The sequence below is a fragment of the Comamonadaceae bacterium M7527 genome, from assembly GCA_021044545.1.
Classification (GTDB): Bacteria; Pseudomonadota; Gammaproteobacteria; order Burkholderiales; family Burkholderiaceae_C; genus RS62.
The window spans coordinates 1,028,055-1,049,398 of record CP087990.1 but is presented as its reverse complement, the minus strand read 5'-3'; the positions used below and the strand labels follow the sequence as shown (position 1 = coordinate 1,049,398).

The 21,344-nt window shown below is 57.4% G+C and carries 21 protein-coding genes and 3 pseudogenes; 8 read left to right on the top strand and 16 right to left on the bottom strand.

Annotated features, from left to right (window positions below):
- Window positions 1-56: 56 nt before the first annotated feature.
- On the top strand, window positions 57-830 hold the full coding sequence (gene yaaA, locus LN050_05035) for a peroxide stress protein YaaA (GenBank protein UFS57173.1): 774 nt from the start codon (window positions 57-59) through the stop codon (window positions 828-830).
- On the opposite strand, the pseudogene LN050_05030 reads toward yaaA, so the two are convergent.
- From LN050_05030 to LN050_05020, 3 genes and pseudogenes are all read right to left on the bottom strand, one after another.
- Window positions 789-1,873, bottom strand: a pseudogene (locus LN050_05030) (histone deacetylase family protein). The gene yaaA and the pseudogene LN050_05030 overlap by 42 nt on opposite strands.
- Complete coding sequence (locus tag LN050_05025; GenBank protein UFS57172.1) at window positions 1,870-3,096, bottom strand: DNA polymerase IV; 1,227 nt, start codon at window positions 3,094-3,096, stop codon at window positions 1,870-1,872. The pseudogene LN050_05030 and the gene LN050_05025 overlap by 4 nt, the downstream one beginning before the upstream one ends.
- A complete protein-coding gene (locus LN050_05020) occupies window positions 3,096-3,686 on the bottom strand; it encodes a PAS and helix-turn-helix domain-containing protein (GenBank protein ID UFS57171.1) in 591 nt (196 codons plus the stop codon). The genes LN050_05025 and LN050_05020 overlap by 1 nt, the downstream gene beginning before the upstream one ends.
- A gap of 71 nt (window positions 3,687-3,757) precedes the next feature.
- Here LN050_05020 and LN050_05015 point away from each other — a divergent pair, with 71 nt between their 5' ends.
- Both LN050_05015 and LN050_05010 read left to right on the top strand, forming a co-directional pair.
- Window positions 3,758-4,459, top strand: a complete 702-nt coding sequence (locus LN050_05015) for a CoA transferase subunit A (GenBank protein UFS57170.1) — start codon at window positions 3,758-3,760, stop codon at window positions 4,457-4,459.
- A gap of 34 nt (window positions 4,460-4,493) precedes the next feature.
- Window positions 4,494-5,132, top strand: a complete 639-nt coding sequence (locus LN050_05010) for a 3-oxoacid CoA-transferase subunit B (protein ID UFS57169.1) — start codon at window positions 4,494-4,496, stop codon at window positions 5,130-5,132.
- 29 nt (window positions 5,133-5,161) lie between these two features.
- On the opposite strand, the gene LN050_05005 is transcribed toward LN050_05010, so the two are convergent.
- Complete coding sequence (locus tag LN050_05005) at window positions 5,162-5,656, bottom strand: DUF2062 domain-containing protein (protein ID UFS57168.1); 495 nt, start codon at window positions 5,654-5,656, stop codon at window positions 5,162-5,164.
- A gap of 146 nt (window positions 5,657-5,802) precedes the next feature.
- Between LN050_05005 and LN050_05000 the strand changes: the two genes are divergently transcribed.
- Entirely contained in the window at window positions 5,803-6,537 is a 735-nt protein-coding gene (locus LN050_05000; GenBank protein UFS57167.1) for a pseudouridine synthase, read from the top strand.
- Window positions 6,538-6,573: 36 nt separating this feature from the next.
- On the opposite strand, the gene LN050_04995 is transcribed toward LN050_05000, so the two are convergent.
- Entirely contained in the window at window positions 6,574-7,452 is an 879-nt protein-coding gene (locus LN050_04995; GenBank protein UFS57166.1) for an NAD(P)-dependent oxidoreductase, read from the bottom strand.
- Between the two features lie 101 nt (window positions 7,453-7,553).
- On the opposite strand from LN050_04995, the gene LN050_04990 reads away from it, so the two are divergent.
- Window positions 7,554-8,474 carry an alpha/beta hydrolase gene (locus tag LN050_04990; GenBank protein UFS57165.1) on the top strand — a complete coding sequence of 307 codons (921 nt, stop codon included), beginning with the start codon at window positions 7,554-7,556 and terminating at the stop codon, window positions 8,472-8,474.
- A 40-nt stretch (window positions 8,475-8,514) separates the two neighbouring features.
- Here LN050_04990 and crcB read toward each other — a convergent pair whose 3' ends face one another.
- Both crcB and LN050_04980 read right to left on the bottom strand, forming a co-directional pair.
- Complete coding sequence (gene crcB / locus LN050_04985) at window positions 8,515-8,904, bottom strand: fluoride efflux transporter CrcB (protein UFS57164.1); 390 nt, start codon at window positions 8,902-8,904, stop codon at window positions 8,515-8,517.
- 98 nt (window positions 8,905-9,002) lie between these two features.
- Window positions 9,003-9,296, bottom strand: a complete 294-nt coding sequence (locus tag LN050_04980; GenBank protein UFS57163.1) for a helix-hairpin-helix domain-containing protein — start codon at window positions 9,294-9,296, stop codon at window positions 9,003-9,005.
- Window positions 9,297-9,507: 211 nt separating this feature from the next.
- Between LN050_04980 and serS the strand changes: the two genes are divergently transcribed.
- Window positions 9,508-10,848 (top strand): serine--tRNA ligase, encoded by a 1,341-nt coding sequence (serS, locus tag LN050_04975; protein ID UFS57162.1) that lies wholly within the window; start codon window positions 9,508-9,510, stop codon window positions 10,846-10,848.
- A 62-nt stretch (window positions 10,849-10,910) separates the two neighbouring features.
- Here the strand turns inward: serS and LN050_04970 are convergent, their stop codons facing one another.
- Both LN050_04970 and LN050_04965 read right to left on the bottom strand, forming a co-directional pair.
- Window positions 10,911-11,957, bottom strand: a complete 1,047-nt coding sequence (locus tag LN050_04970; GenBank protein ID UFS57161.1) for an extracellular solute-binding protein — start codon at window positions 11,955-11,957, stop codon at window positions 10,911-10,913.
- Between the two features lie 208 nt (window positions 11,958-12,165).
- Window positions 12,166-13,775 (bottom strand): annotated as a pseudogene (locus tag LN050_04965) (iron ABC transporter permease).
- Window positions 13,776-13,889: 114 nt separating this feature from the next.
- Between LN050_04965 and LN050_04960 the strand changes: the two are divergent.
- Window positions 13,890-14,939, top strand: coding sequence for an ABC transporter ATP-binding protein (locus LN050_04960; protein UFS57160.1), 1,050 nt, complete (start codon window positions 13,890-13,892; stop codon window positions 14,937-14,939).
- A gap of 90 nt (window positions 14,940-15,029) precedes the next feature.
- On the opposite strand, the pseudogene LN050_04955 reads toward LN050_04960, so the two are convergent.
- The 6 genes and pseudogenes from LN050_04955 to LN050_04930 form a co-directional block, all read right to left on the bottom strand.
- Window positions 15,030-15,625 (bottom strand): annotated as a pseudogene (locus LN050_04955) (response regulator transcription factor).
- 148 nt (window positions 15,626-15,773) lie between these two features.
- Window positions 15,774-16,946 (bottom strand): tryptophan--tRNA ligase, encoded by a 1,173-nt coding sequence (locus LN050_04950; protein ID UFS57326.1) that lies wholly within the window; start codon window positions 16,944-16,946, stop codon window positions 15,774-15,776.
- A 126-nt stretch (window positions 16,947-17,072) separates the two neighbouring features.
- The gene (locus LN050_04945) at window positions 17,073-17,741 is read right to left on the bottom strand and encodes a site-2 protease family protein (GenBank protein UFS57159.1); all 669 of its coding nucleotides are present in this window, start codon (window positions 17,739-17,741) and stop codon (window positions 17,073-17,075) included.
- 60 nt (window positions 17,742-17,801) lie between these two features.
- Window positions 17,802-18,560 carry a tRNA (guanosine(46)-N7)-methyltransferase TrmB gene (trmB, locus tag LN050_04940; GenBank protein ID UFS57158.1) on the bottom strand — a complete coding sequence of 253 codons (759 nt, stop codon included), beginning with the start codon at window positions 18,558-18,560 and terminating at the stop codon, window positions 17,802-17,804.
- A 19-nt stretch (window positions 18,561-18,579) separates the two neighbouring features.
- Entirely contained in the window at window positions 18,580-19,491 is a 912-nt protein-coding gene (gluQRS, locus tag LN050_04935; protein ID UFS57157.1) for a tRNA glutamyl-Q(34) synthetase GluQRS, read from the bottom strand.
- A 27-nt stretch (window positions 19,492-19,518) separates the two neighbouring features.
- On the bottom strand, window positions 19,519-20,550 hold the full coding sequence (locus tag LN050_04930) for an FAD-dependent oxidoreductase (GenBank protein UFS57156.1): 1,032 nt from the start codon (window positions 20,548-20,550) through the stop codon (window positions 19,519-19,521).
- On the opposite strand from LN050_04930, the gene LN050_04925 reads away from it, so the two are divergent.
- On the top strand, window positions 20,549-20,707 hold the full coding sequence (locus LN050_04925) for a hypothetical protein (protein UFS57155.1): 159 nt from the start codon (window positions 20,549-20,551) through the stop codon (window positions 20,705-20,707). The two genes, LN050_04930 and LN050_04925, sit on opposite strands and share 2 nt — an antisense overlap.
- 177 nt (window positions 20,708-20,884) lie before the next feature.
- On the opposite strand, the gene LN050_04920 is transcribed toward LN050_04925, so the two are convergent.
- Window positions 20,885-21,328 carry a hypothetical protein gene (locus LN050_04920; GenBank protein ID UFS57154.1) on the bottom strand — a complete coding sequence of 148 codons (444 nt, stop codon included), beginning with the start codon at window positions 21,326-21,328 and terminating at the stop codon, window positions 20,885-20,887.
- Window positions 21,329-21,344: the final 16 nt, after the last annotated feature.

Below are 21,344 nucleotides of genomic sequence, written 5' to 3'. Positions count from 1 at the left end.
CGCAGCCTGGATTGCGCGCGGGACACTCATGAGCAAGACTGTTTAAACTCTCGCACATGTTATTTGCCATCTCTCCCGCCAAAGCGCTGGACTACGACACGCCAGCCACGACGTCCAAGGCCACGCAGCCGCTGTTCAAGCTGCAGGCGCAAACGCTGATAGACACGCTTAAAGGCTTTAGCCCGCAAGCGGTGTCTGAGCTTATGCATTTAAGCGACAAGCTCGCTGGCCTGAACGTGGCGCGTTACCAGGCGTGGACACCGCAGTTCACTCATGGCAATGCCAAGCAGGCGGTACTGGCCTTTAACGGTGATGTGTACGACGGCCTGGCTGCCAGTGAGCTGGATCAAGCGGGTTTGGACTGGTTGCAAGAGCACTTGTGCATTTTGAGTGGTCTGTACGGCGTGTTGCGTCCACTGGACCTGATGCAACCCTACCGCCTAGAGATGGGTACCAGGCTTGCCACCAGCAAGGGCAGCAACCTGTACCAGTACTGGGGCACAGACATTGCGCAATACCTCAACAAGCGCGCTGACGCCGATGGTTCAGGCGTGTTGGTGAACTTGGCCAGCGAGGAATACTTCAAGTCGGTGGACAAGAAAGTGCTCAAGCCGCGCATTGTGACCTGCGCCTTTGAAGAGTTGAAAGACGGCAAGTACAAAATCATCAGCTTTATGGCCAAACGCGCCCGCGGCATGATGGTGCGCTTTGCCGTGGACAACCAGGTCACCAACCCAGACCAGCTCAAAGACTTTGCGCTGGATGGCTACCAGTTTGAACCGTCGGTATCAACGGCTGACAAGTTGGTGTTCAGACGCAAATCCGCGTAAGGCATTCACGGTGTTGTCACCCAGCGCGGACACGGCATAGCCGCCTTCAAACACCAGCACAGTAGGCAAGTTCAAGGCGGCGATGTCTTGGCCTACCTGTACGTAGTGCTTGGTGTGCAAGTGAAAACCTGAAATGGGGTCGCCGGTGAACGTGTCCAGACCCAACGACACCACCAAAGCGGCGGGCTTGTAGGCGCTGATGCGTGCTATGGCCTGCATTAAAGAAGCCCGCCACACCTCAAAGCCTGTGCCTTTGGGTAGTGGCCAGTTGACGTTGAATCCCAGGCCATTGCCAGTGCCCGTCTCATCGGCGTGACCGCTGAAGAAGGGATATTCGGTCATGGGGTCACCGTGTATGGAGCAAGTGAGCACATCGGCACGCTTGTAAAAAATGGCTTGTGTGCCGTTGCCGTGATGGTAGTCCACGTCCAGCACCGCCACGTTGCCACCCAGGCGCTGGCGCAGTTGTTCGGCAGCCAATGCGGCGTTGTTGATAAAACAGTAGCCACCAAAATAGTCGGCGCCAGCGTGGTGTCCGGGTGGGCGGGTTATGGCGGTGGCATGCGGCTGTCCAGCCACTACGGCATCTACCGCGTCAAGCGTGCAAGCTGCGCCCGCGCAGGCAGCTTGCCACGTGCCTGCTGTTAGTGGTGTGCCAGAGTCAAATGAATAAAGGCCTATTTGCGCGGCAAAGTTGTGAGGTTCTACGTCTACCCTGAAGTCGGCGGCGCCGTCGCGCACTGGCCACACACTGGGAAACGCGTCACGTTCAGCATTGGCTGGATCAATGGCTAGCAGGCTGACCATGCGCGGCTTAAAAAGTTGAGGTAACGGCGCTGGTGTACAGACTCCAGCAAGGGCAGCAGCTGTGCTGTGTCACGTTCCTGGCTGGCAAGCAACTGCGGTGCCAGCTCGCTGGCGCGTAGGGCGTTCAGCACATGGTCAAGCCGTGCGGGTGATTCGTGCGCGTCGACCAACTCACCCCTGAACATTTCTTTTTTGCCAACGTGCAAGTGGTGAATAGGATTGTAAAAAATGCTCATGGCTGTTCAGTGTTGTCAAACAAGTCTGGCGTGCTGTGGCTTGGCGTGGTGTCTACGTCGCTGGGTTTTACCAGGCGGCTCAGTTTGACGCCCAGCAGGCGCAAAGGTCTGTTGAGTGGGGCGCGTTTGAGAGCGTTGCCAGCAGCCTGGCGTATCGCTTTGGCATCCGCCACGGGTGCGTAAAGGCTGATATCGCGCGTGGTGGTTTGAAACTGGTCGTCACGCAACTTAATGCCAACCGTTCTGGCAAGATAGCCTTTTTGCGTCAAGTCTTGTGCCAGGCGCTCGCACAGGTTGGTAAACACCTGCCCCAGGTGTGCGCGGTCGCGCTTGGGGTGCAGGTTGCGCTCAAATGTGGTTTCGCGGCTGATAGACACGGGCTCGCTAAAGGTCACCACTGGCCTGTCGTCTCGACCATGCGCAGATTCAAACAACCAAGCGCCAAAGCTGTTGCCAAACTGCTCTATCAACCAATGCTGCTCACAAGCCGCAATATCGCCCAGCGTGTACAAGCCGTGCGCCTTGAGCTTGTCGTTGGATTTAGGCCCGATACCGTTCATGGTTTTGCACGCCAGTGGCCAGATGCGTGTTTGCAAGTCTTGTTCAAGCAGCACGGTAATGCCGTTGGGCTTGTCTAACTCGCTGGCCATTTTGGCCAGTAATTTGTTGGGTGCAATGCCAATAGAGCAGGTGAGTCCCGTCTCTAAAAATATTTGCTTTTGTATCAGCCGGGCAATGACAAGGCCGCCTTCACGCTGGCCACCAGGTACGTCTGTCAAGTCTATGTACACCTCGTCTACACCCCGGTTTTCCATGATGGGCGCAATGTCCATAATCACTTTCTTGAAGCGGCGCGAGTAGTCGCGGTAGCGCTCAAAGTCTGTGGGCAGCAGCAGTGCGTCTGGGCACAGGGTTGCCGCCTTCATGAGCCCCATGGCCGAGCCAATACCAAATTTGCGCGCAGCGTAGGTGGCGGTGGTGATCACGCCTCGCCCGGTGTAGCTGCTAAGGCGCGCAAATTGTGACAGCGGCAGTTTGTTGGCGGGCAAGTCATCCAGTGGCTTGGGCTCAGCGTCGCGTCCACCGCCAATGACCACAGGCAGACCTTGCAGTTGCGGGTAGCGCAGCAGCTCGACAGAGGCAAAAAATGCATCCATGTCCAAGTGCGCGATACGGCGTATGTGTGTGGTTGAGAGCGTGGGCACAGTGCTAAGCATAGCCATCAGAATGGGCTGAGGTTGCTGGTGAGTTTGCTGACCAAGTCGCCTGTGCCGCGTGCTTTGTATTTGCGCATGAGTTTGGCGCGGTAAATTTCCACTGTGCGGTGACTGATGTCCAGCGCCTTGCCTATGGCCTTGGACGTAAGGCCTTGCATCAACATGGCCGCAACCTCCCGCTCACGCGGCGTGAGTGCCTCAACAATAGGTCGTTGCAGGCTTAAGTCTTCAAAGCACCAAATGCCGGCGGCGTGCGGATCACCCGCAACCAGGGCCTTGCCGGTGACGTGGCACCAAAATGTTTCGCCAGCCAAGCGCCCGCCCACGCGGCGCATGATGCGGTTGTCGCTGTAGGTGCCGCGGGTGTTCAATACGGGGGTGATGCGCCGGCCCGTTCGCTCAAACTCGTCCGGGCTGGGGTACAAGCATTCAAACGATTGGCCCACCAGGTCTGTGCGTGCGACGCCAAACATCACACACAAGGCTTGGTTGCAGTCCACCACGACACGACTACGCGACAAGGCCATGCCCACCGGCGCGGCGTCAAATGCGGTTTGGTAGTCGATTTCGGTCGACTTGGAGCTGGGGTTGCTCATTACGAAATACTACGTAGTTGAATACGTAGTATCGTACAGCTTGTTGATTGACTAACTTTTGGAGTGCGAACGTGAACAAAGTTTATCCAAACGCCCAAGCGGCGTTAGACGGTGTGGTGTCCAGCGGCCAATTGTTGGCTGTGGGTGGTTTTGGTCTGTGCGGCATTCCAGAGGCGCTGATTGATGCATTGCGCGACAGTGCGGTTAAAGATCTCACGGTTATTTCAAATAACGCAGGTGTTGACGGTTTTGGTTTGGGCAAATTACTTGAGACCCACCAAATTAAAAAAATGATCTCCAGCTATGTGGGGGAAAACAAGGAGTTTGCCCGCCAGTTTTTAGAAAAAGAGTTGGAGCTTGAGTTCACACCCCAAGGCACGTTGGCAGAAAAGCTGCGCGCTGGTGGTGCTGGTATTCCAGCGTTTTTCACCAAGACAGGCGTGGGCACCATGGTGGCCGAAGGCAAGGAGATGCGCGAGTTTGATGGCGAAGCCTACATCATGGAGCGCTCACTGGTGCCTGATGTCTCGTTGGTTAAAGCGTGGCGCGCTGATAAAAGCGGCAACCTGCAGTTTCGCCTGACTGCGCGCAACTTCAACCCGGCTGTGGCCATGGCCGGCAAGCTGTGCATTGTGGAGGTGGAAGAGATTGTAGAAGTCGGTGCCATTGAGCCAGACGCCGTGCATTTGCCCGGCGTGTACGTACACCGCCTGGTGCTCAACGCCACGCCCGAGAAGCGCATCGAAAAGCGCACCATTACCGAAGCCGCCTAAGCTGCGGCGCTGCTAGATTTACGGAGAATTCACCATGAGCTGGACACAAGATCAAATGGCTGCACGCGCGGCGAAAGAGTTGGAAGACGGTTTCTACGTCAACCTGGGCATTGGCATTCCCACATTGGTGGCCAACCATGTACCAGACGATATCGAGGTGTGGTTGCAGTCCGAAAACGGCATGATGGGCATTGGTCCTTTCCCAACCGAAGATCAAGTCGACGCTGACCTGATCAACGCGGGCAAGCAAACCGTGACCACCATACCTGGCACGTCTATTTTTGGCAGTCACGACAGCTTTGCCATGATTCGTGGCGGCAAAATCAACCTCAGTATTTTGGGGGCCATGCAAGTCAGTGCCAAGGGTGATCTGGCCAACTGGATGATTCCAGGCAAGATGATCAAGGGCATGGGCGGTGCCATGGACTTGGTGGCTGGTGTGAAGCGCGTCATTATTTTGATGGAGCATGTGGCCACCAAAAAGGACGGTACCGAAGATCTCAAGATCATGCCCCAGTGCACCCTGCCACTCACTGGCGTAGGCGTGGTAGACCGTATCATCACAGACTTGGGCGTAATGGACGTCACGCCTGAAGGCTTGCAGCTGGTTGAGCTGGCAGACGGCGTAACGCGTGACTTTATTCAAAGCAAGACAGGCGTGCCCTTGCTGTAATGGCGCAGCGCGGGCGCAAGCCGCTCGCGCTATTTCGCCAGTTTGCGCAGGGATGCTTTGACGCGCCTGCGCCTTTTGAGCCAAATCAACAGCGCCCAAACCCAGCTTGTTAACAGGTACACCAGCACGCCGGTAACGCTGGCCACAATCGCCAGACCAACGACCAGTGGCTTGCCTACGGTTGTCAAGCGGTGCCATGCATTTTGCAGTTGTTGTAACCAAGTGAGCTCGGTCTGCTGCGCCTGTTCGCGTTTGGCCTCTAACAGCGCAGGGGGTAGCGCTTGGGGGTGTTCGTGATCTTGCACATCGCCCCTGTGTAGCACCCAGTAGCCCAGCTTGTAGGCACCAAAGTACACAGGCCCAAAGGTTACCGGGTTGGTGACCAAGGTGCTGCCCACGGCTACGGGTAAGTTGGCCCTTAGCATGACGGCGGCGCTGGCTGCCATAGGTATTTGCGCCACAGGTACCAATAAGCCAAAAAACAAGCCCAGTGCCAGGCCTGCGGCAATGCCTTTACGGCTCATATGCCACAGACGAGGGTGCGCAAGCGTTGGCCCCATCCAGCGCAACCAGCGGTTGCTCTGCAGGGTCTCTGGCGACGGTAAAAGGCGTTTGAGCTTGTTGCGCATGGGCCTATATTGTGCAACGCCTTTGAGGCGACAATATGCGCATGGCTATTAAACAGTGGCACGATGTGCTTTTTTCCCAAGGTTTTGGCACTCGCCGGGTCTGCGCGGGCCTGGTGCAGCAAGGCTTGGTCAGCCACGCCGGTCAGGTGGTGGCAGACAGCGCTGAGATGGTGGATACCCAGGACTTGAAATTTGACGTGCAAGGCGTTGCCTGGACGTTTTATGAGAGCGCCTACTTGGTCTTGCACAAACCTGCGGGCTACGAGTGTTCTCAAAAGCCCAGTCTGTATCCCAGTATTTACACCTTATTACCTTCACCATTGCGACAGCGTGGCGGCGGCGCGGCGGCTGGCGTACAGGCGGTTGGCCGCCTGGACCAAGACACCACAGGCTTATTGGTGTTGTCTGATGACGGCAAATTTATCCACCGTCTCACATCGCCCAAGCACCATGTGCCCAAGGTCTATGAAGTCACCACCAAGCATCCCGTTGATGCCACGCAAATAGGACGTTTGCTGGATGGTGTGGTGTTGGACGACAGCCCCAGGCCGGTAGCCGCATTTGCAGCCGAGCAAACCAGCGAATACGGTCTGCGCCTCACGCTGACCGAGGGCAAATACCACCAGGTCAAGCGTATGCTGGCTGCCGTTAGCAACCGAGTGGAAGGCTTGCACCGCAGCCAAATGGGCGAGCTCACTCTTGACGGTTTACCCAGCGGGGAATGGCGTTGGTTGACTGCCCAAGAGGTGGTGGCGGTGAGCGCGAAAACCAAATAGTGGTTGGCGGCGCTGAGCGGCCGGTGTAATCGGTACTCAGGTCATGCCATTGCGCTTGGCCAGCTCTACAAATAAAGCGCTGTGGTCCAGGTCGGCCAAGCCGTTGTCAACGGCCTGCGCATAAAGGCTCTCAAATGTGGCTGTAACGGGTGCATCAAAGCCCAGAGCCTGCGCTGTGCTTAAAGCGTTGCGCATGTCTTTGAGCTGCACAGTCATGGCTGCGCGCTTGCTGAAGTCGCGCTGCACCATACGCTGGCCGTGTAGTTCCAGAATGCGGCTTTGCGCAAACCCACCGCCAATGGCTTCACGCACCTTGGCCATGTTGGCGCCGCCTTTTTCAGCCAGTAGCAAGGCTTCAGCCACTGCGCCTATGGTGATGCCCACAATCATTTGATTGGCCAGCTTGGCCAGCTGCCCGGCGCCACTAGGTCCTACGTGTGTGGCGCTACCCAGGGCGGCAAATACCGGCGCAAGGGCCTCAAACAAAGCATCATCACCTCCGACCATGATGGCCAGCCTGCCTTGTTCAGCGCCGACCGTGCCGCCTGACACGGGCGCGTCCAGGTGGTTGATGTTGAGCGCTTGTAGCCGCGCCGCATGCGTCTGCGCCTGCGCTGGTGCAATCGACGACATGTCCAGTACGGTTGAGCCGGCTTGCATGGCCTGCGCAGCACCTTTGTTAAACAGTACATCGCCAACTGCGTCGCCATCTTGCAGCATGGTGATCACCACGCTGGCGTGCTCTACGGCCTGGCTCGGTGTGTCGGCCACTGTAGCGCCAAAGGCCTGCAAGGCGTGCGCCTTGTCTGCAGAGCGATTCCACAGACTGAGCTTAAAACCAGCGCTGAGCAAACGTTTGGCCATGGGCGTGCCCATGAGGCCTGTTCCTAAAAGTGCAATGTGCTTTTGTTGCATATTTGGTAATGTGTTGTGTGTCACCTGCGTCTATAAAGCCGGCCCGAGCTGGCCCCACAATAGCGCCTGATGAATTGGAATATGTGAGCTAGGAGTTTGCCATGTCTATCAGCCTTGCCATCGGCGACGCACCCACCGACTTGCAGTGGCTGCACACCAACTACAACAATCGCGCCAGAGTACCCACGGCGTCAAGCCAATTGGCCGAGTGGGCCGCGCGTTCAGCCACTACCCGCGCCATTTACGCTGAGCAGCAGCGCTGCATGCTGGACGTGGCCTATGGCGTGAGCGCAGGCGAGACATTGGATTTGTTTGTACCCAAGCCTTCCAGGAAAAAAGGCTTAAAGCCTGTCGTGGTGTTTATTCATGGTGGTTATTGGCGCAGCCTGGACAAAGCCGACCACTCATTTCTCGTGCCTGCGCTTGAGCAATCTGCGGGCAATAAAGGCGCTGTGGTGGTGGTCCCCAACTACAGCTTGTGTCCCAGCGTGCAGGTAGACGACATTGCGCTGCAAATGACGCGAGCCATGGCTTGGGTTTTTGAACACATACACACTGTTGGTGGCGACGCCAGTCAGGTGTGCGTGGTGGGCCATTCTGCAGGCGGGCATTTGGCCGCGATGTTGCTGGGTTGCCATTGGGCGCAGGTGCACACCAGCGCGGGTCAGCCATTGCCAGAAAATTGGCTGCGTCGTGTGGTTTGCATTTCTGGCCTGTACGACTTGGCCCCCTTGGTGCCCGCGCCATTTTTGCAGGGCGACTTGCGCCTAAGCCCGCAAACCGTGCAGCGCTGCAGCCCAGCCTATTGGCCTCAACCCGCCACAGGCAAGCTCTACGCCGTGGTGGGCGGCGATGAGTCGGATGAGTTTTTGCGCCACAACGACATGATGCGTCAAGCGTGGGGTAAGAAGCGTGTGCCGCATACCAGTGTGTTGGCAGGGCTCAATCACTTCACCATTGTCGAGGCACTTGCCGCTGGGCAGCCAGCGTTGACCAGGATACTCAAACAAGCGCTTCAGTAATGGCTTGGCGATAAGCGCGTATGACGCTTGTTGCCTTTGTTTACTTGGCTACTGTCCAAATCCACTGTGCGCTGACAATGCCCAGGTAGGTGAGGGCCAGTGAGCCCAGCAAATGAAGTGCTGCGTTGCCAACAGCGCTGACAACTTGGCCGCTTTGCAGCAAGTTAACAGTTTCCAGCGAGAACGTTGAGAAGGTCGTGAGCGCACCCAAAAAGCCCGTGATGATGAGCAAGCGCCACATGGGGTCTAGGGCTGTATGGGTTTGCAGCCACACCACGCCAAAGCCAACCAGGTAAGCGCCAATCCAGTTGGCGCTGAGCGTGCCCAATGCCACGCCGTTAGACGCCGCATTGTTAAGCCACAGGCTGAGCTGCCAGCGTCCCAACGCCCCAAGGCTTGCACCGATACAAATTGCTACAACAGAGTACATGACAGTGGTGTGTTGTCTGTGCTGGGTGCACAGGCTTGCCCACCATTGTAGGGGGCGCCAAGAGCATGTTGATGCGGCTGGCCCCCTGGTGCGCCTGGCTATTTGCCGATTGGCTTGTCGTTAATGGTGAGCCCCGCCTTGGACAGCTTGGCTGCGCGTGCTTTGCCTATGCCTTTAACGCGCTCAATAAAGTCTGCCCAGTTTTTGAATTTGCCGGTTTTCCGCTCGTCCAGGATGGCCTTGGATACCGTTGGCCCAATGCCCTTGACGCTGTTGAGGTCAGCAGCACTGGCCTTGTTGGCATCGACAGCAGCCAGCGCCCAACTGGTGGCCAGCACAGCAACAAGCCCAATAATGCCCTTGAGAGCGGTTTTGATCGTGTTGTAAGTCATGTTGTTTCTCCCCGAATGATTGAGTAGTCATTACAAATCCGTGTGCGTGACAACACGCACACGCCTACGTTTTATGTGCGTTCAACGCCTGGTGAATCGGCGTTTTCACCTATCTGTAACGTGCAGCTGCCCAATGAGCGATCACCAACGCGGCCAGGGGCCTGGCAGGTCTCGTATGATGCAGGGAGTAATTTATTGAGGTGCCTATTTCATGTTAGATGTCGTTTCATTGCGTAAAGACTTGGCTGCGGTGGTGGCTACTTTGGAAAAGCGCAAGAGTCCCCAGCCTTTTTTAGACGTTGAGGCTTTCACAGCGCTTGAAAACAAGCGCAAACAGCTGCAAGTGCGCACAGAAGAGCTGCAAGCGCAGCGCAACAGCCTGAGCAAGCAAATTGGCCAGCTCAAGTCAAAGGGAGAGTCAGCCGACTCGGTAATGGCTCAGGTGGCGTCTATCAAAGACGAACTCGACAGCTCTGCCACGGAGCTCGATCAACTGCAGGCTCAGCTGCAAACGCTGTTGCTAGGCGTGCCTAACTTGCCGCAAAGCGACGTGCCTGTTGGCACCAGCGAGGCCGACAACCAGGAACTGCGCCGCTGGTCGCCTGCGGGCGGCTTGGGCGGCAACGCCATGCCCCTGGACTTTGAGGCGCAAGACCACGTTGCGTTAGGTGAGCCGTTTGGTTTGGACTTTGAAATGGGCGCCAAGCTATCAGGCGCCAGGTTCTCTGTGCTAAAGGGCCCTATGGCGCGTCTGCACCGTGCGCTGGCGGCTTTTATGTTGGACATGCAAACCGACCAACATGGCTACACCGAGTGTTACACGCCTTACATGGTGAACGCCAGCTCGCTCAAAGCCACAGGCCAGCTGCCCAAATTTGAAGAAGACTTGTTTGCCGCTATCAAGGGCGGGCAAGAGGGCGACACCGAGAGCCTAAGTGCTGACACGTCGCTGTACCTGATACCAACCTCTGAGGTGCCGCTGACCAACTTTGTGCGCGACACCATCGCTACAGAAGCCCAGCTGCCCATGAAGTTTACGGCGCACACGCCTTGTTTCCGGTCTGAGGCTGGCAGCCACGGGCGTGACACGCGCGGCATGATTCGCCAGCACCAGTTTGACAAAGTTGAAATGGTGCAAGTGGTGCATCCAGATCACAGCGAAGCCGCGTTGCAAGAAATGACAGGCCATGCGGAAGCTGTGTTGCAAGCGTTGCAGCTGCCTTATCGCGTGGTCTTGCTGTGTACGGGGGATATGGGCTTTGGCGCCAGCAAAACACACGACTTGGAAGTGTGGCTGCCAGCGCAAAATACCTACCGTGAAATCAGCTCAGTGTCTAACTGCCAAGCGTTTCAGGCGCGCCGCATGCAGGCCCGCTTTAAAAATGCAGCGGGTAAAAACGACTGGGTGCACACGTTAAACGGTTCAGGCTTGGCAGTTGGCCGTACCTTGGTAGCCGTGCTGGAAAACCACCAGCAGGCTGACGGCAGCATACGCATTCCTGCTGCGCTAAAGCCTTACATGGGTGGCTTGGAGCTGCTAAAGCTGGCTTAGCCGCCCATTGACCAGCGGCGCGCCGGTGCTTGTGCCGCCAGCGCGCCACACCGTGTGGTGGCTTATTGAAAGCCTACGCGATCCAGCATTTGTTGTACGGCAACCTGCTTGGCACCAATGGCTGCAACAGATGCCGAGTCTGTTTTAAAGCCGTTGGCTGTCATGGCATTCAGAGCCGGATTGGTCATGGGCGCACCGGTGACCACGGGCCACTCGTTGTTGCCGTCAGCAAAGTGGGCTTGTGCCGCATCGCCGGCCAGGTACTCTAAAAACTTCACCGCGCCTGCCTTGTGTGGAGCGTTGGTAGCGACTGCGCCACCGGCCACGTTCAGGTGTGTGCCAGTCGTGGCCTGGTTGGGCATCACGACGGCGACTGTCTTGACCACTGCCTGGTCAGCCGGCTTGTCAGAGCGCATCAGGCGCGCAAGGTAGTAGCTGTTGGCCACGGCAATGGCACACTCGCCAGAGGCGACGGCGCGTATTTGATCGGTGTCGCCACCTTGTGGCTTGCGGGCCAAATTGCCCGCCAAGCCTGTCAACCATTGCTGCGTTGATGCCTCACCATTGTGCACGGCCACAGAGCCAAACAGCGATAGGTTGTAGGGGTGTGTGCCAGTGCGCAAGCACACTTTGCCCTTGTTCACGGGTGCTGCCAGTTGCTCGTAGGTGGCGACATCGCTGGCGCTGACGCGCTTTGGGTCGTACACGATGACGCGCGCACGTGTCGAGAAGCCAAACCACTTGTTGCTGGGCGCGCGCAAATGGGCCGGTATGCGCTTGTTCAACACGGACGAATTCACCGATTGAAACAGGCCGTCTTGCTCTGCCTTGTGTAAGCGCGTGGCATCGACCAGCAAAATGACATCTGCGGGTGAGGCTGCGCCTTCGGCTTTCAAGCGCGCGATGATGCCGGCATCGTTGGCGTCAACACGGTTGATGGCAATGCCGGTGGCCTTGGTGAACTTGGCGTACAGCGCATCGTCTGATTGGTAGTGGCGCGCTGAGTAGACGTTGATGCTGTCTTGCGCAACAGCGTTTGCGCTGGCTAAAGCCAGGCATGCTGCGATGGTGGCTGAGGTGATGGCGCTGTTGATGGCTGGGCGTGTCATGTTGAACGGTGAAGTTAAAGCCTGGGTGGCTGGATTAAGAGGAGAGCGAAACTCGGTGATGCGTGACTATAACGCAAATACGAATGATTCGCGTTTAATTAACTTACAACGTTTATGGTTTTTTGCGGTACCAGGCCAGGGGGAATAGCGTGTGCGTCACGTCAAGCCTGGCATTACAAACATGGCGCCTGGGACGCGAGCGTCTGGGTCAGGTGTTACGCGCGCTCAGTTGACGGCTAAGCCATATGATAGGAATCAGCCCTATGGCTACGAGTGCCAGCGCGGGTGAGGCGGCTTCACCCAGGCGCTCATCGCGGGCCAGTTGGTAGGTCATCACTGCCAGTGTGTCGGTGTTGAACGGCCTCAATACCAGTGTCGCTGGCAGTTCTTTCATCACGTCTACCGCCACCAACAGGGTGGCCGCAGCGACCGGGCCACGTAACAGCGGCCAGTGCACGCGTTGCCAAACACGAAAACCGCTGAGTCCCAGCAAGCGCGCGCTGTCGTCAAAGCTGGCGGGTATGCGAGCAAAGCCGCTGTTCACAGACTGCAAGGCCACCGCCACAAAGCGAACCATGTAAGCCCATAACAAGCCAGCAATACTGCCGGTAAGCCACGCACCAGCCCCCAGGTTTGGCAGTATTTGGTTAAGCCATAGCACGGGCACAAACCCACCACCACCACTGCGCCCGGTATGGCGTAGCCCAGCGCCACCACCTGTGTGGCCCAGTCGCTGAGCTTGTTGGGGCTTAGACGCTGGTAAGCGGCCAAGGCCAGGGCAATACCAACAGCCAATACAGATCCCAACAGCCCAAGGCCTGCGCTGTTGACTGCCCAGTCCAGTGCCGCGCTGAAAGGCGTTGTGGCATCGTCACCGCTGACCAATAAGGTGTGCAGCATGACTGCCACGGGCGCCACAAATCCCAGCAGCACAGGCACCAGCACGGCGGCGCTGACTATCAAGTTGCGCCAGCCTTGCAATGCAATAGGTGCCACTTCATTGGGTTTGGCTGATGTGGTTTTGGTGCTGGCGAAGCGCAAGCGTTGCTGGGCTCGTCGCTCTAGCCACAACACAACGGCTACAAATACCAGCAGTACGGTGGCGAGTTGGCTGGCGAGCAAGGGGTTGTCCAGCGCTAGCCATGCCTTGTAAATACCAGCGCTGAAAGTCTGCACAGCAAAGTAGCTGGATACGCCAAAGTCTGCCAAGGTCTCCATCAGCGCCAAAGCGATACCGGCAACAATGGCGGGTCGGGCCAGCGGCAATGCCACCCGGCTCAGGCGCTGCAGGGGCTTGGCGCCCATGAGCTTGGCCGCTTCCAGCAAGTTGCCCGCACGCTCAAGCAGCGCGGCACGCGTGAGCAAGTAAACATAGGGGTATAGCGACACCACAAATACCAGGGCCGCACCTCCTGTGCTGCGTATCTCGGGTAAGATCCGGCCTTCAAGGCCAAAGGCGGCGCGCAAGTTCACTTGTAGCCAGCCGCTGTACTGTAAAAAATCGGTGTAGGCATAGGCCGTCACGTAGGCCGGCATGGCCAATGGCAGCAACAACGCCCAGGTCAGCCAACGCTTGCCAGCAAAGTCAAACATAACGACCAGCACAGCACAACTGCAGCCCAGTAGGCCCGCACCCACAGCCACCATTGCCACCAGTGCCAGCGTGGTGAGTGTGTAGCCTGGCAGCACGGTGGTGGCCATCTCCTTCATCAGCGCCCATTGAATGGAGTCGACACCCAGCCAGGACAGGCCAATGCTGACAATAGGCATGGCAAGCACCAGCAGTGGCACGAGGGCTAAAAAGCGAAGTAAGGGCATTAGGGCATGTGTCTCGGTGAGCCTAGATTGTAGGAACTTCGCAAGCGCATCTTGGCAAGCGGGTCATTACCTGTGGATGGCAGGGCTGCACGTCCTTAGTTCATACAATGGGGCATGCATTTACAGCTCAACGATGTTCATATCAGTTTCACTGGCCGGGACCAGCCCGTGGTGGCCAACGTCAGTCTTTCTCTGGATAAGGGCGAGTTAGGTGTGCTGATGGGGCCGTCTGGCTGCGGTAAAACCACGCTCATACGCGCAGTTGCAGGGCTGGAGCACGTCGGTGCAGGCAGTATTGCTATTGGCGGCAACACCGTTAGCAGTGCCCAGGTGCATGTGCAGCCGCAGCTGCGCCGAGTGGGCATGGTGTTCCAGGACTATGCGCTGTTTCCGCACTTGAGTGTGGCTGACAACGTCAGCTTTGGTCTGGGGGCTTGGCCCAAGGCGCAGCGCGCTGCGCGCGCTCAAGAGGTGTTAGAGCTGGTGCGCATGGGCGAGTTGAGCCAGCGCATGCCACACGAGTTGTCTGGTGGGCAGCAGCAGCGTGTGGCTGTTGCCAGGGCGCTGGCGCCCAAGCCAGAGTTGCTGCTGCTGGATGAGCCTTTCTCGAATCTGGATACAGATTTGCGTGAACGTCTGGCCTCAGACTTGCGCGCCATTTTGAAAGCTGCCAACGCGACCGCGCTGTTTGTCACGCATGACCAGATAGAGGCTTTTGCCATTGGCGACAAGGTTGGCGTGATGAACCAAGGCCAGCTGCATCAATGGGACAGCGCCTACAACCTGTACCACGAGCCAGCCACCAAGTTTGTGGCCAATTTCACAGGGCAAGGCGTATTTGTGGATTTGGCCAGCCGCGCCGATGCCAAGCGCAAGCTGGGTGATTTGTATGCCCATGTGTTTACGCAGCAAGACCATGCATTAACCGACGATGGCATGGCGTTGCTGCTGCGCGCCGACGACATCGTGCACGATGACCATGCGCCCACCAAGGCCCAAATAGAGAGCAAGGTGTTTAGAGGTTCTACCTTTTTGTACACCCTGCGTCTGGCTTCGGGTCAACAGATCAAGGCGTTGGTGCCCAGCCACCACGACCACCACGTGGGCGAGTGGATTGGTGTGACTGCGCAGGTCGATCACGTGGTGGGCTTCCCGCCGCGCTGACGAGTACTTGCGCCATCAGCAATAAAAAAACCACCCAGACCAGTGTGCCGTAGCAAACCGGGGCGGGTGGCTGGTCGCGTGAACGGCCGTTTAGTGGTCTATCAAACCGGCTGTGCGCGCCAAGTGACTGGCCTGCGAGCGGCTTTTCACGTTCAAGCGGCGGAACAAGCGCCACAAGTGCACTTGACGGTGTGCTCGCTGATAGACAGAGATTCCGCAATGTCGCGGTTGCTCAAGCCTCGGTCAAGCATGACCAACAATTGCTTTTGGCGCTTGGATAGTTTTTCCGGAACAGTTGGGCCGTCTTCGTCATCGTCCTCTTCGGCTTCCAAGAACTCTTTGAGTACTTTGCCAATGTGGGCTGCGCCCAAGGACTTTTCAATGTAAGCGTCAGCACCAGCTTCCAAAGCCAAGTCCGAGTAATCGGTGGCAGGTGAGGCAGACAACACAATCAGTGAGGTGTCTGGCAGCAAACGGCGAAGCTCACGCACGCCTGATACACCGTTGGTATCGGGCAGCTTGAGGTCCAAACACACCAGCTCGGGCGTGCCATGCTCAGTGATGGCTTGGTTGACAACAGCGAGGCGTTCAAGCTCTATGATGCTTGCTTTGGTGCGCAAGCGGCGCAGCAGCATGACCACGGCTTCCCGCATCAGGGGGTGGTCGTCGATGACAAGAATGCTCATATTGTTTTTCCACGTTAAATGGCGATAACTCAGCCAGATGCACCAAAGGCTTAGCCCTGGCGCACTGCTGATACCAAGGGCTTATGTTACAGGCTAAAAGGCCTCATTTCACGCACCTGTGCGAAATAGGCATTTTTTCGCATTTTGATTAGTAGTTTAATCCTATCGCAGTACGTACATCCACCATGGTCGCGCGCGCTACTTCACGGGCCCTGTCTGTGCCTGCATCAACAATGTCGCGTACCAATTTGGGATTGTCTACATAGGGTTGTGCACGCTCAAGCATGGGTTGTTGTTCGCGCAGCACGGCATCAATAATGGGCTGTTTGCACTCGAGACAGCCAATACCCGCGCTTTTACAGCCATTTTGTACCCATTCTTGAGCGCTCGCGTCAGAGTAGACTTTGTGAAACTGCCACACAGGGCAGCGCGCAGGGTCACCAGCGTCGCTTCGCTTGACGCGCGCCGGGTCTGTCGGCATGCGTTTTATTTTGGTCTCAATGCTGGCTTTGTCTTCTCTGATGGCAATGGCGTTGTTATAGCTTTTACTCATTTTTGCGCCGTCTAGGCCGGGCAGGCGGCTGGCTTGCGTAAGTAATGCTTGTGGCTCAACCAGTATGGCTTTGCCTGTGCCCTTGAAATAGCCCTGAAGGCGTTCTTTTTCATCAGCGCTCAAGTCTGGGTGGTTGTTGACAAAACCCATCGCACCGTCAAAGGCTTTGACGTCGCCCGTTTCCTGGAATTGGCGGCGAGATTTCTCAAAGCGCTTGGCGCTGTCTTTGCCCAAGGTCTCTAGCGAGGCGGCCACGCGCTGCTCGAAGTCAGCCTCGCGCCCGTACAAGTGGTTAAAGCGCCTGGCGGCCTCGCGTGTCAACTCAACATGGCTGGCTTGGTCTTCGCCAACAGGCACATGCCTGGCTTTGTATATGAGTATGTCCGCAGCTTGCAGCAACGGGTAGCCCAAAAAGCCATAAGTCGACAAGTCTTTGTCTTTGAGTTTTTCTTGCTGGTCTTTGTAGGTGGGTACGCGCTCCAGCCAGCCTATGGGGGTGCCCATAGACAGCAGCGTGAACAGTTCTGCATGCTCTGGAATACGGCTTTGCAAGAACATGGTGCACAAGTTGGGATCCAGACCCGTGGCCAGCCAGTCAATCACCATCTCGTAGACGTTTTTTTCGATGACATCGCGACTTTCGTAGTGGGTGGTCAGCGCATGCCAGTCTGCGACAAAGTAAAAGCACTCCATCTCGTGCTGCAGGCGGCTCCAGTTCTTGAGTGCACCGTGGTAATGGCCCAGGTGCAAAGCGCCAGTGGGGCGCATGCCTGACAACACACGTTCGCGTGCAGTGTTTGGGGCGGAAAGGGGGTGTGGTTGTCTGACATGAGCTACTGGGTGAATACAAAAACAAAAAAATGTAAGGTCAACGGCTGCGAGTGTGCTGCGGCCTTAGCCGAGCAGCATGCGCAACGGCGTGAGCGCCAGTTGTATGAAGCTGGCAGTGGCCGACATCAACGGGCGCAGCCACCAGTCGCTGACAACGCCCATTAGTACCAAGCCCATGACTATGAAAAAGCCCCAGGGCTCTACGCGCTGAACCAGCAGCGCTGCGGGCATGGGCAGCAAGCCCACCAGAATGCGACCGCCATCAAGCGGCGGCAGTGGGAACAAATTAAACGCAAACATCACCAGATTCACCAACAGGCCGGCGCGGCACATTTCAAAAAAGAAGCGTTCTTCAACACCACTGGCCGCCAGCATGTACATCAGCACCACCCACATCACGGCTTGCACAAAGTTGGCCGCAGGTCCAGCCAAAGCCACCCACACCATGTCACGTTTGGGGTTGTGCAGCTGGCCAAAGCGCACAGGCACCGGTTTGGCATAGCCAAACAAGAATGCGCCGCTGGTTGCAACGTACAGCAACAGCGGCATGGCGATGGTGCCGACAGGGTCTATGTGCTTGATGGGGTTAAGGGTAATACGCCCCAGCATGGCAGCGGTGTTGTCACCCAAACGCAATGCAGCGAAGCCGTGCGCGGCCTCGTGCAAAGTGATTGCAAATAAGACAGGCAGCGCGTAAATGGCTACGGTTTGAATGATGTTGGCGATGTCCATGGCGCTATTGTGCGTTACTGCGCGCTACTTAAAAACGCATACCCGTTGGCGGCTGGTCCATCAGCGCTTGACAAATACCAAGTCCCACACGCCATGGCCCAGTTTTATGCCGCGGTTTTCAAACTTGGTGAGTGGGCGGTAGCTGGGCTTGTGCGCATAGCCAGACGCATCAGTGGCGGTGTTCACCAATCCTTTTGTCTGGTCTAGCACGTCCAGCATTTGCTCGGCGTATTCGGCCCAGTCGGTGGCGCAGTGTATGTAGCCACCAGGTTTCAACCTGGTCATGAGTTTGGCCACAAAAGGCGCTTGTATCAGGCGACGCTTGTTGTGACGTTTTTTATGCCAAGGGTCTGGAAAGAAAATATGCACGCCGTTCAGTTGGTCTGGTGCAAGCATGTTGTCCAGTACCTCAACAGCATCGTGCGCGGCAATGCGAATGTTGGCAATTCCTTGTTCGCCTATGCGCTTGAGCAGCGCACCCACACCGGGTTGGTGCACTTCACAGCATAAAAAATTATCGTCAGGGCGCACGCTTGCAATGTGAGCGGTGGACTCGCCCATGCCAAACCCAATTTCAAGAATCAGTGGGGCATCTCTGCCAAAGGTTTTGGCCGCATCAAAAGGCTGCGCAGCGTAGGGAACCAGCATGGTGGGGCCAAACATCTCAAAGGCTTTGGCTTGGCCTGTGGTGGTTCGACCCGCGCGCAATACATAGCTTTTAATGCGTTTGGGGTGGGCAACGCCTGCGGGATTGCCGCGCACTGGCTCGCCGATGTTGTCGTTGTGGGGCGCCTCGTTTGGCGCTGGGGTATCTGGCATAAAGTTGGTCTTGTTGGAGTCAGCACGCATTGTAGGTGCCGCGCCAGGCATTGACCCATTGGTGCAGTTGCTCAGCTGTGCCATAGCCAGGTTGGGCGGCGGGCAAACCCAGCCGTTGGGCTGCTTGGCTTAGCGCACCGAGCACCTGCCCAGGCGTCTCCAGCACCAGAGCCTGTGCGCCGTTTTGCTTGCTGAGTTTGTTTGCGTTGTCTCCCAGCACCAGCGGTGTGTGCAGGTAAAGCGGTTGGCTCAGCGCCATGCACCGCTGCAGCCATAGCTGCCGCGGGGTGTTGTCTGCGAGGTCTTCGCCGCGCACCACATGGGTCACGCCTTGCTCAGCGTCGTCAATCACCACGGCCAGTTGATAGGCCCATAGCTGGTCTTTGCGCCACAACACAAAGTCACCCACTTCTTGCGCCAAGTATTGCTGTTGTGCTCCTAAGCGCCTGTCTGTCCATGCCAAAGGCTCATGCATTGCATCAGGCAGTGCGCAACGCCAAGCCAGTGGCCCGCCACAGGTGTGTTGCAGGTCGGCCTTTCTACAGGTACCAGGATAAACGGCTGACTGGTGTTTGTGAGCGTGTACGCCTTGGGCAAGCAGCGCTTTGGCGATGTCTTGTCGTGAGCACTTGCAGGCGTAAACGTGGCCTGCACGTTGCAGCTGATCCAAGGCCAAGCGGTACAAGTGGTGGCGCTGGCTTTGCCACACCACGCGCGCGTCTGGCGTCAAGCCGCAGGCGCTTAGCTGGCCCAATATGGCTTTGTCTGCGCCCGCAACACAACGCGGCGTATCGATATCTTCGATACGCACAAGCCATTGCCCGTTGTGGGCTTTGGCATCCAGCCAGCTGGCCAGCGCAGCCACCAGCGAGCCTGCGTGCAGCAAGCCAGTGGGCGAGGGCGCAAACCGCCCCACATACGCGCTTGTCATGCCGGCTTGCTGGGTGCTAGGTTTGCATTAGGTCTTGACGGCTTGTGCCACGTCCAGTGCCAGCTCCAAGCCAGAGATGAAGGCGTTTTCCACGCGGTTGCCTAGACACCAGTCACCACAAACGCCCAAGCCTTGGCGTTTGTCAAACAAGTGGCTGTTGCCCAGCGGTGTGCGTGTTTGCGCATACAACCAGCGGTGTGCCACGGCGTGACCGGGTTGAGCCCGAATGCCTGTGACTTCTGCAAATGCTTTGGTGAGTTTGGCCACCACACGCTCTGGTGTGTCGTTGATGTGTTCGCGTGACCATTCAGGATTGGCTTGCACTGTCCAGCGCTCAATGCTGGCGCGCCCTGGCTTGCTGGATTCGCGTGCCATCCAGGAGATGCGATGGTGGGTGCTGCGCGCCACGTTCCATTGTGGGCCCAGGTGCGCCAAGCCGGGCTGACTGGCGTTGGGGTAGGCCAGCATGACGGTCCAGCAGGGGTCAACCACCACCTGACCAATTTGTGCTTGCCATTTGGGCATTAGTTTACTGTGTTGCAACAGCGCGAGCGCCTGGTCGCTGGGTATGGCCAGCACCACCTGGTCAAAGCCGCTGACTTGCTCTGTGGCGGCCTGCTCGCCGTCGGTTACTTCCATGGTCAGTGCCCATTGACCGTCTTGTTTGCCAAGGTGGGTGATGCGGCTTTGCAGGTGCAAGTGCGCATTGGCGATGCTGCCGTCATCCAGGGGTTTGGCCCAGGCTTTCAGCAGCCCGTTCATACCTGGTGTACCCACCCAGTGCGAGTCGGTTGATTTGCCCGTGGCAGCCAGCACATGGCCCGTGTCGTCTAGCACGCGCACGGTGTTGGCGCTCCAGCGTTTGGCAGCGGCTGGCGCAGTGGCCATGGCCTGTGTGAACCGTGGGTCACGCACTGTGAAGTACTGCGCGCCGTGGTCAAAGTCGCCAAAGGCCGTGCGCCTCGTGGACATGCGCCCGCCTACGCCGCGGCTTTTGTCAAACAGGGTCACGCTGTACCCAGCTTGCGCCAGGGTTCTGGCGCAGGTGACGCCAGACATGCCCGCACCAATTACGGCGACGCTTGGTCGGTTGTTTGTTGCAGACGGTTTGGCAGTGGTGGCAGAGGACGCAGGTTTGGCACGGGGCATACAAACTCCAAAAGAGGTAACAGGGCGAGCCTACAGTGTGCCTCAGATTGCGTGTTGCGTGATGTAGCCACGAGGATGGCCAGGGCCAGCAGCGTTGCTGCGGCTGCAAAGGTGTTAATGGTGGCAGGCAAGCCCCAACCATTGTTGAGGCCAGCAAGACGGCCCTTGAGCGCGCGGGCCGGATTTTCACGGGTCAGAAAATCCGTATCACTCGATCAAGCGTTGCATGTTTAAACAGGCGTTTTCAAACGCCTTTTGCAGCTACCGGACCAACAGTTACAGTGGCTGTCGCACCTCTAAAACTGTCTTCAATGTAGACCGTGGCAGAGCGCTGTGCCTTGGTAAAGGTGAGAAGGCTTGCTTTACCGTAAGACGCGGCAATCAGCTGCCAGCCAAATGCCTTGCCCTGGTCTCTAAAGAAAACAAAGGCAGATTGCGCATCACTGCCCAAGTTGAGCACCAAGCGCCCAGTCCAGTTCGCACCTTCGCCCAGAACCAGGGTTTGCTCTGTGTCTATGACTGAGCCTGCCGGTATGGGAAAGTCGTCCGCTACCCGTGCGGCGGGCGCTGTGCTGGCGCTGCCCGCGCCGTCAGCGGGCGGCACGCTGCCGTAGTTGTTTGCGCAGCCGCCTAACAGACTCGCAACTGAAATGGCTGCTATTGACATGACGCGTATCAGTGTTTGCATGGGCCAGCTCTTGTGC

Coding starts and splice junctions, on each gene's coding strand:
- LN050_05020 (UFS57171.1), bottom strand. CDS start 3,686: ATGAGCAACCCCAGCTCCAAGTCGACCGAAATCGACTACCAAACCGCA.
- LN050_04920 (UFS57154.1), bottom strand. CDS start 21,328: ATGCAAACACTGATACGCGTCATGTCAATAGCAGCCATTTCAGTTGCG.
- LN050_05005 (UFS57168.1), bottom strand. CDS start 5,656: ATGAGCCGTAAAGGCATTGCCGCAGGCCTGGCACTGGGCTTGTTTTTT.
- LN050_04945 (UFS57159.1), bottom strand. CDS start 17,741: ATGGACATCGCCAACATCATTCAAACCGTAGCCATTTACGCGCTGCCT.
- LN050_04960 (UFS57160.1), top strand. CDS start 13,890: ATGCATTTACAGCTCAACGATGTTCATATCAGTTTCACTGGCCGGGAC.
- gluQRS (UFS57157.1), bottom strand. CDS start 19,491: ATGACAAGCGCGTATGTGGGGCGGTTTGCGCCCTCGCCCACTGGCTTG.
- trmB (UFS57158.1), bottom strand. CDS start 18,560: ATGCCAGATACCCCAGCGCCAAACGAGGCGCCCCACAACGACAACATC.
- LN050_04995 (UFS57166.1), bottom strand. CDS start 7,452: ATGCAACAAAAGCACATTGCACTTTTAGGAACAGGCCTCATGGGCACG.
- yaaA (UFS57173.1), top strand. CDS start 57: ATGTTATTTGCCATCTCTCCCGCCAAAGCGCTGGACTACGACACGCCA.
- LN050_04980 (UFS57163.1), bottom strand. CDS start 9,296: ATGACTTACAACACGATCAAAACCGCTCTCAAGGGCATTATTGGGCTT.
- LN050_04930 (UFS57156.1), bottom strand. CDS start 20,550: ATGTCTGGCGTCACCTGCGCCAGAACCCTGGCGCAAGCTGGGTACAGC.
- LN050_05010 (UFS57169.1), top strand. CDS start 4,494: ATGAGCTGGACACAAGATCAAATGGCTGCACGCGCGGCGAAAGAGTTG.
- LN050_04950 (UFS57326.1), bottom strand. CDS start 16,946: ATGCGCCCCACTGGCGCTTTGCACCTGGGCCATTACCACGGTGCACTC.
- LN050_04970 (UFS57161.1), bottom strand. CDS start 11,957: ATGACACGCCCAGCCATCAACAGCGCCATCACCTCAGCCACCATCGCA.
- LN050_05000 (UFS57167.1), top strand. CDS start 5,803: ATGGCTATTAAACAGTGGCACGATGTGCTTTTTTCCCAAGGTTTTGGC.
- LN050_04990 (UFS57165.1), top strand. CDS start 7,554: ATGTCTATCAGCCTTGCCATCGGCGACGCACCCACCGACTTGCAGTGG.
- LN050_05025 (UFS57172.1), bottom strand. CDS start 3,096: ATGGCTATGCTTAGCACTGTGCCCACGCTCTCAACCACACACATACGC.
- serS (UFS57162.1), top strand. CDS start 9,508: ATGTTAGATGTCGTTTCATTGCGTAAAGACTTGGCTGCGGTGGTGGCT.
- LN050_04925 (UFS57155.1), top strand. CDS start 20,549: ATGCCCGCACCAATTACGGCGACGCTTGGTCGGTTGTTTGTTGCAGAC.
- crcB (UFS57164.1), bottom strand. CDS start 8,904: ATGTACTCTGTTGTAGCAATTTGTATCGGTGCAAGCCTTGGGGCGTTG.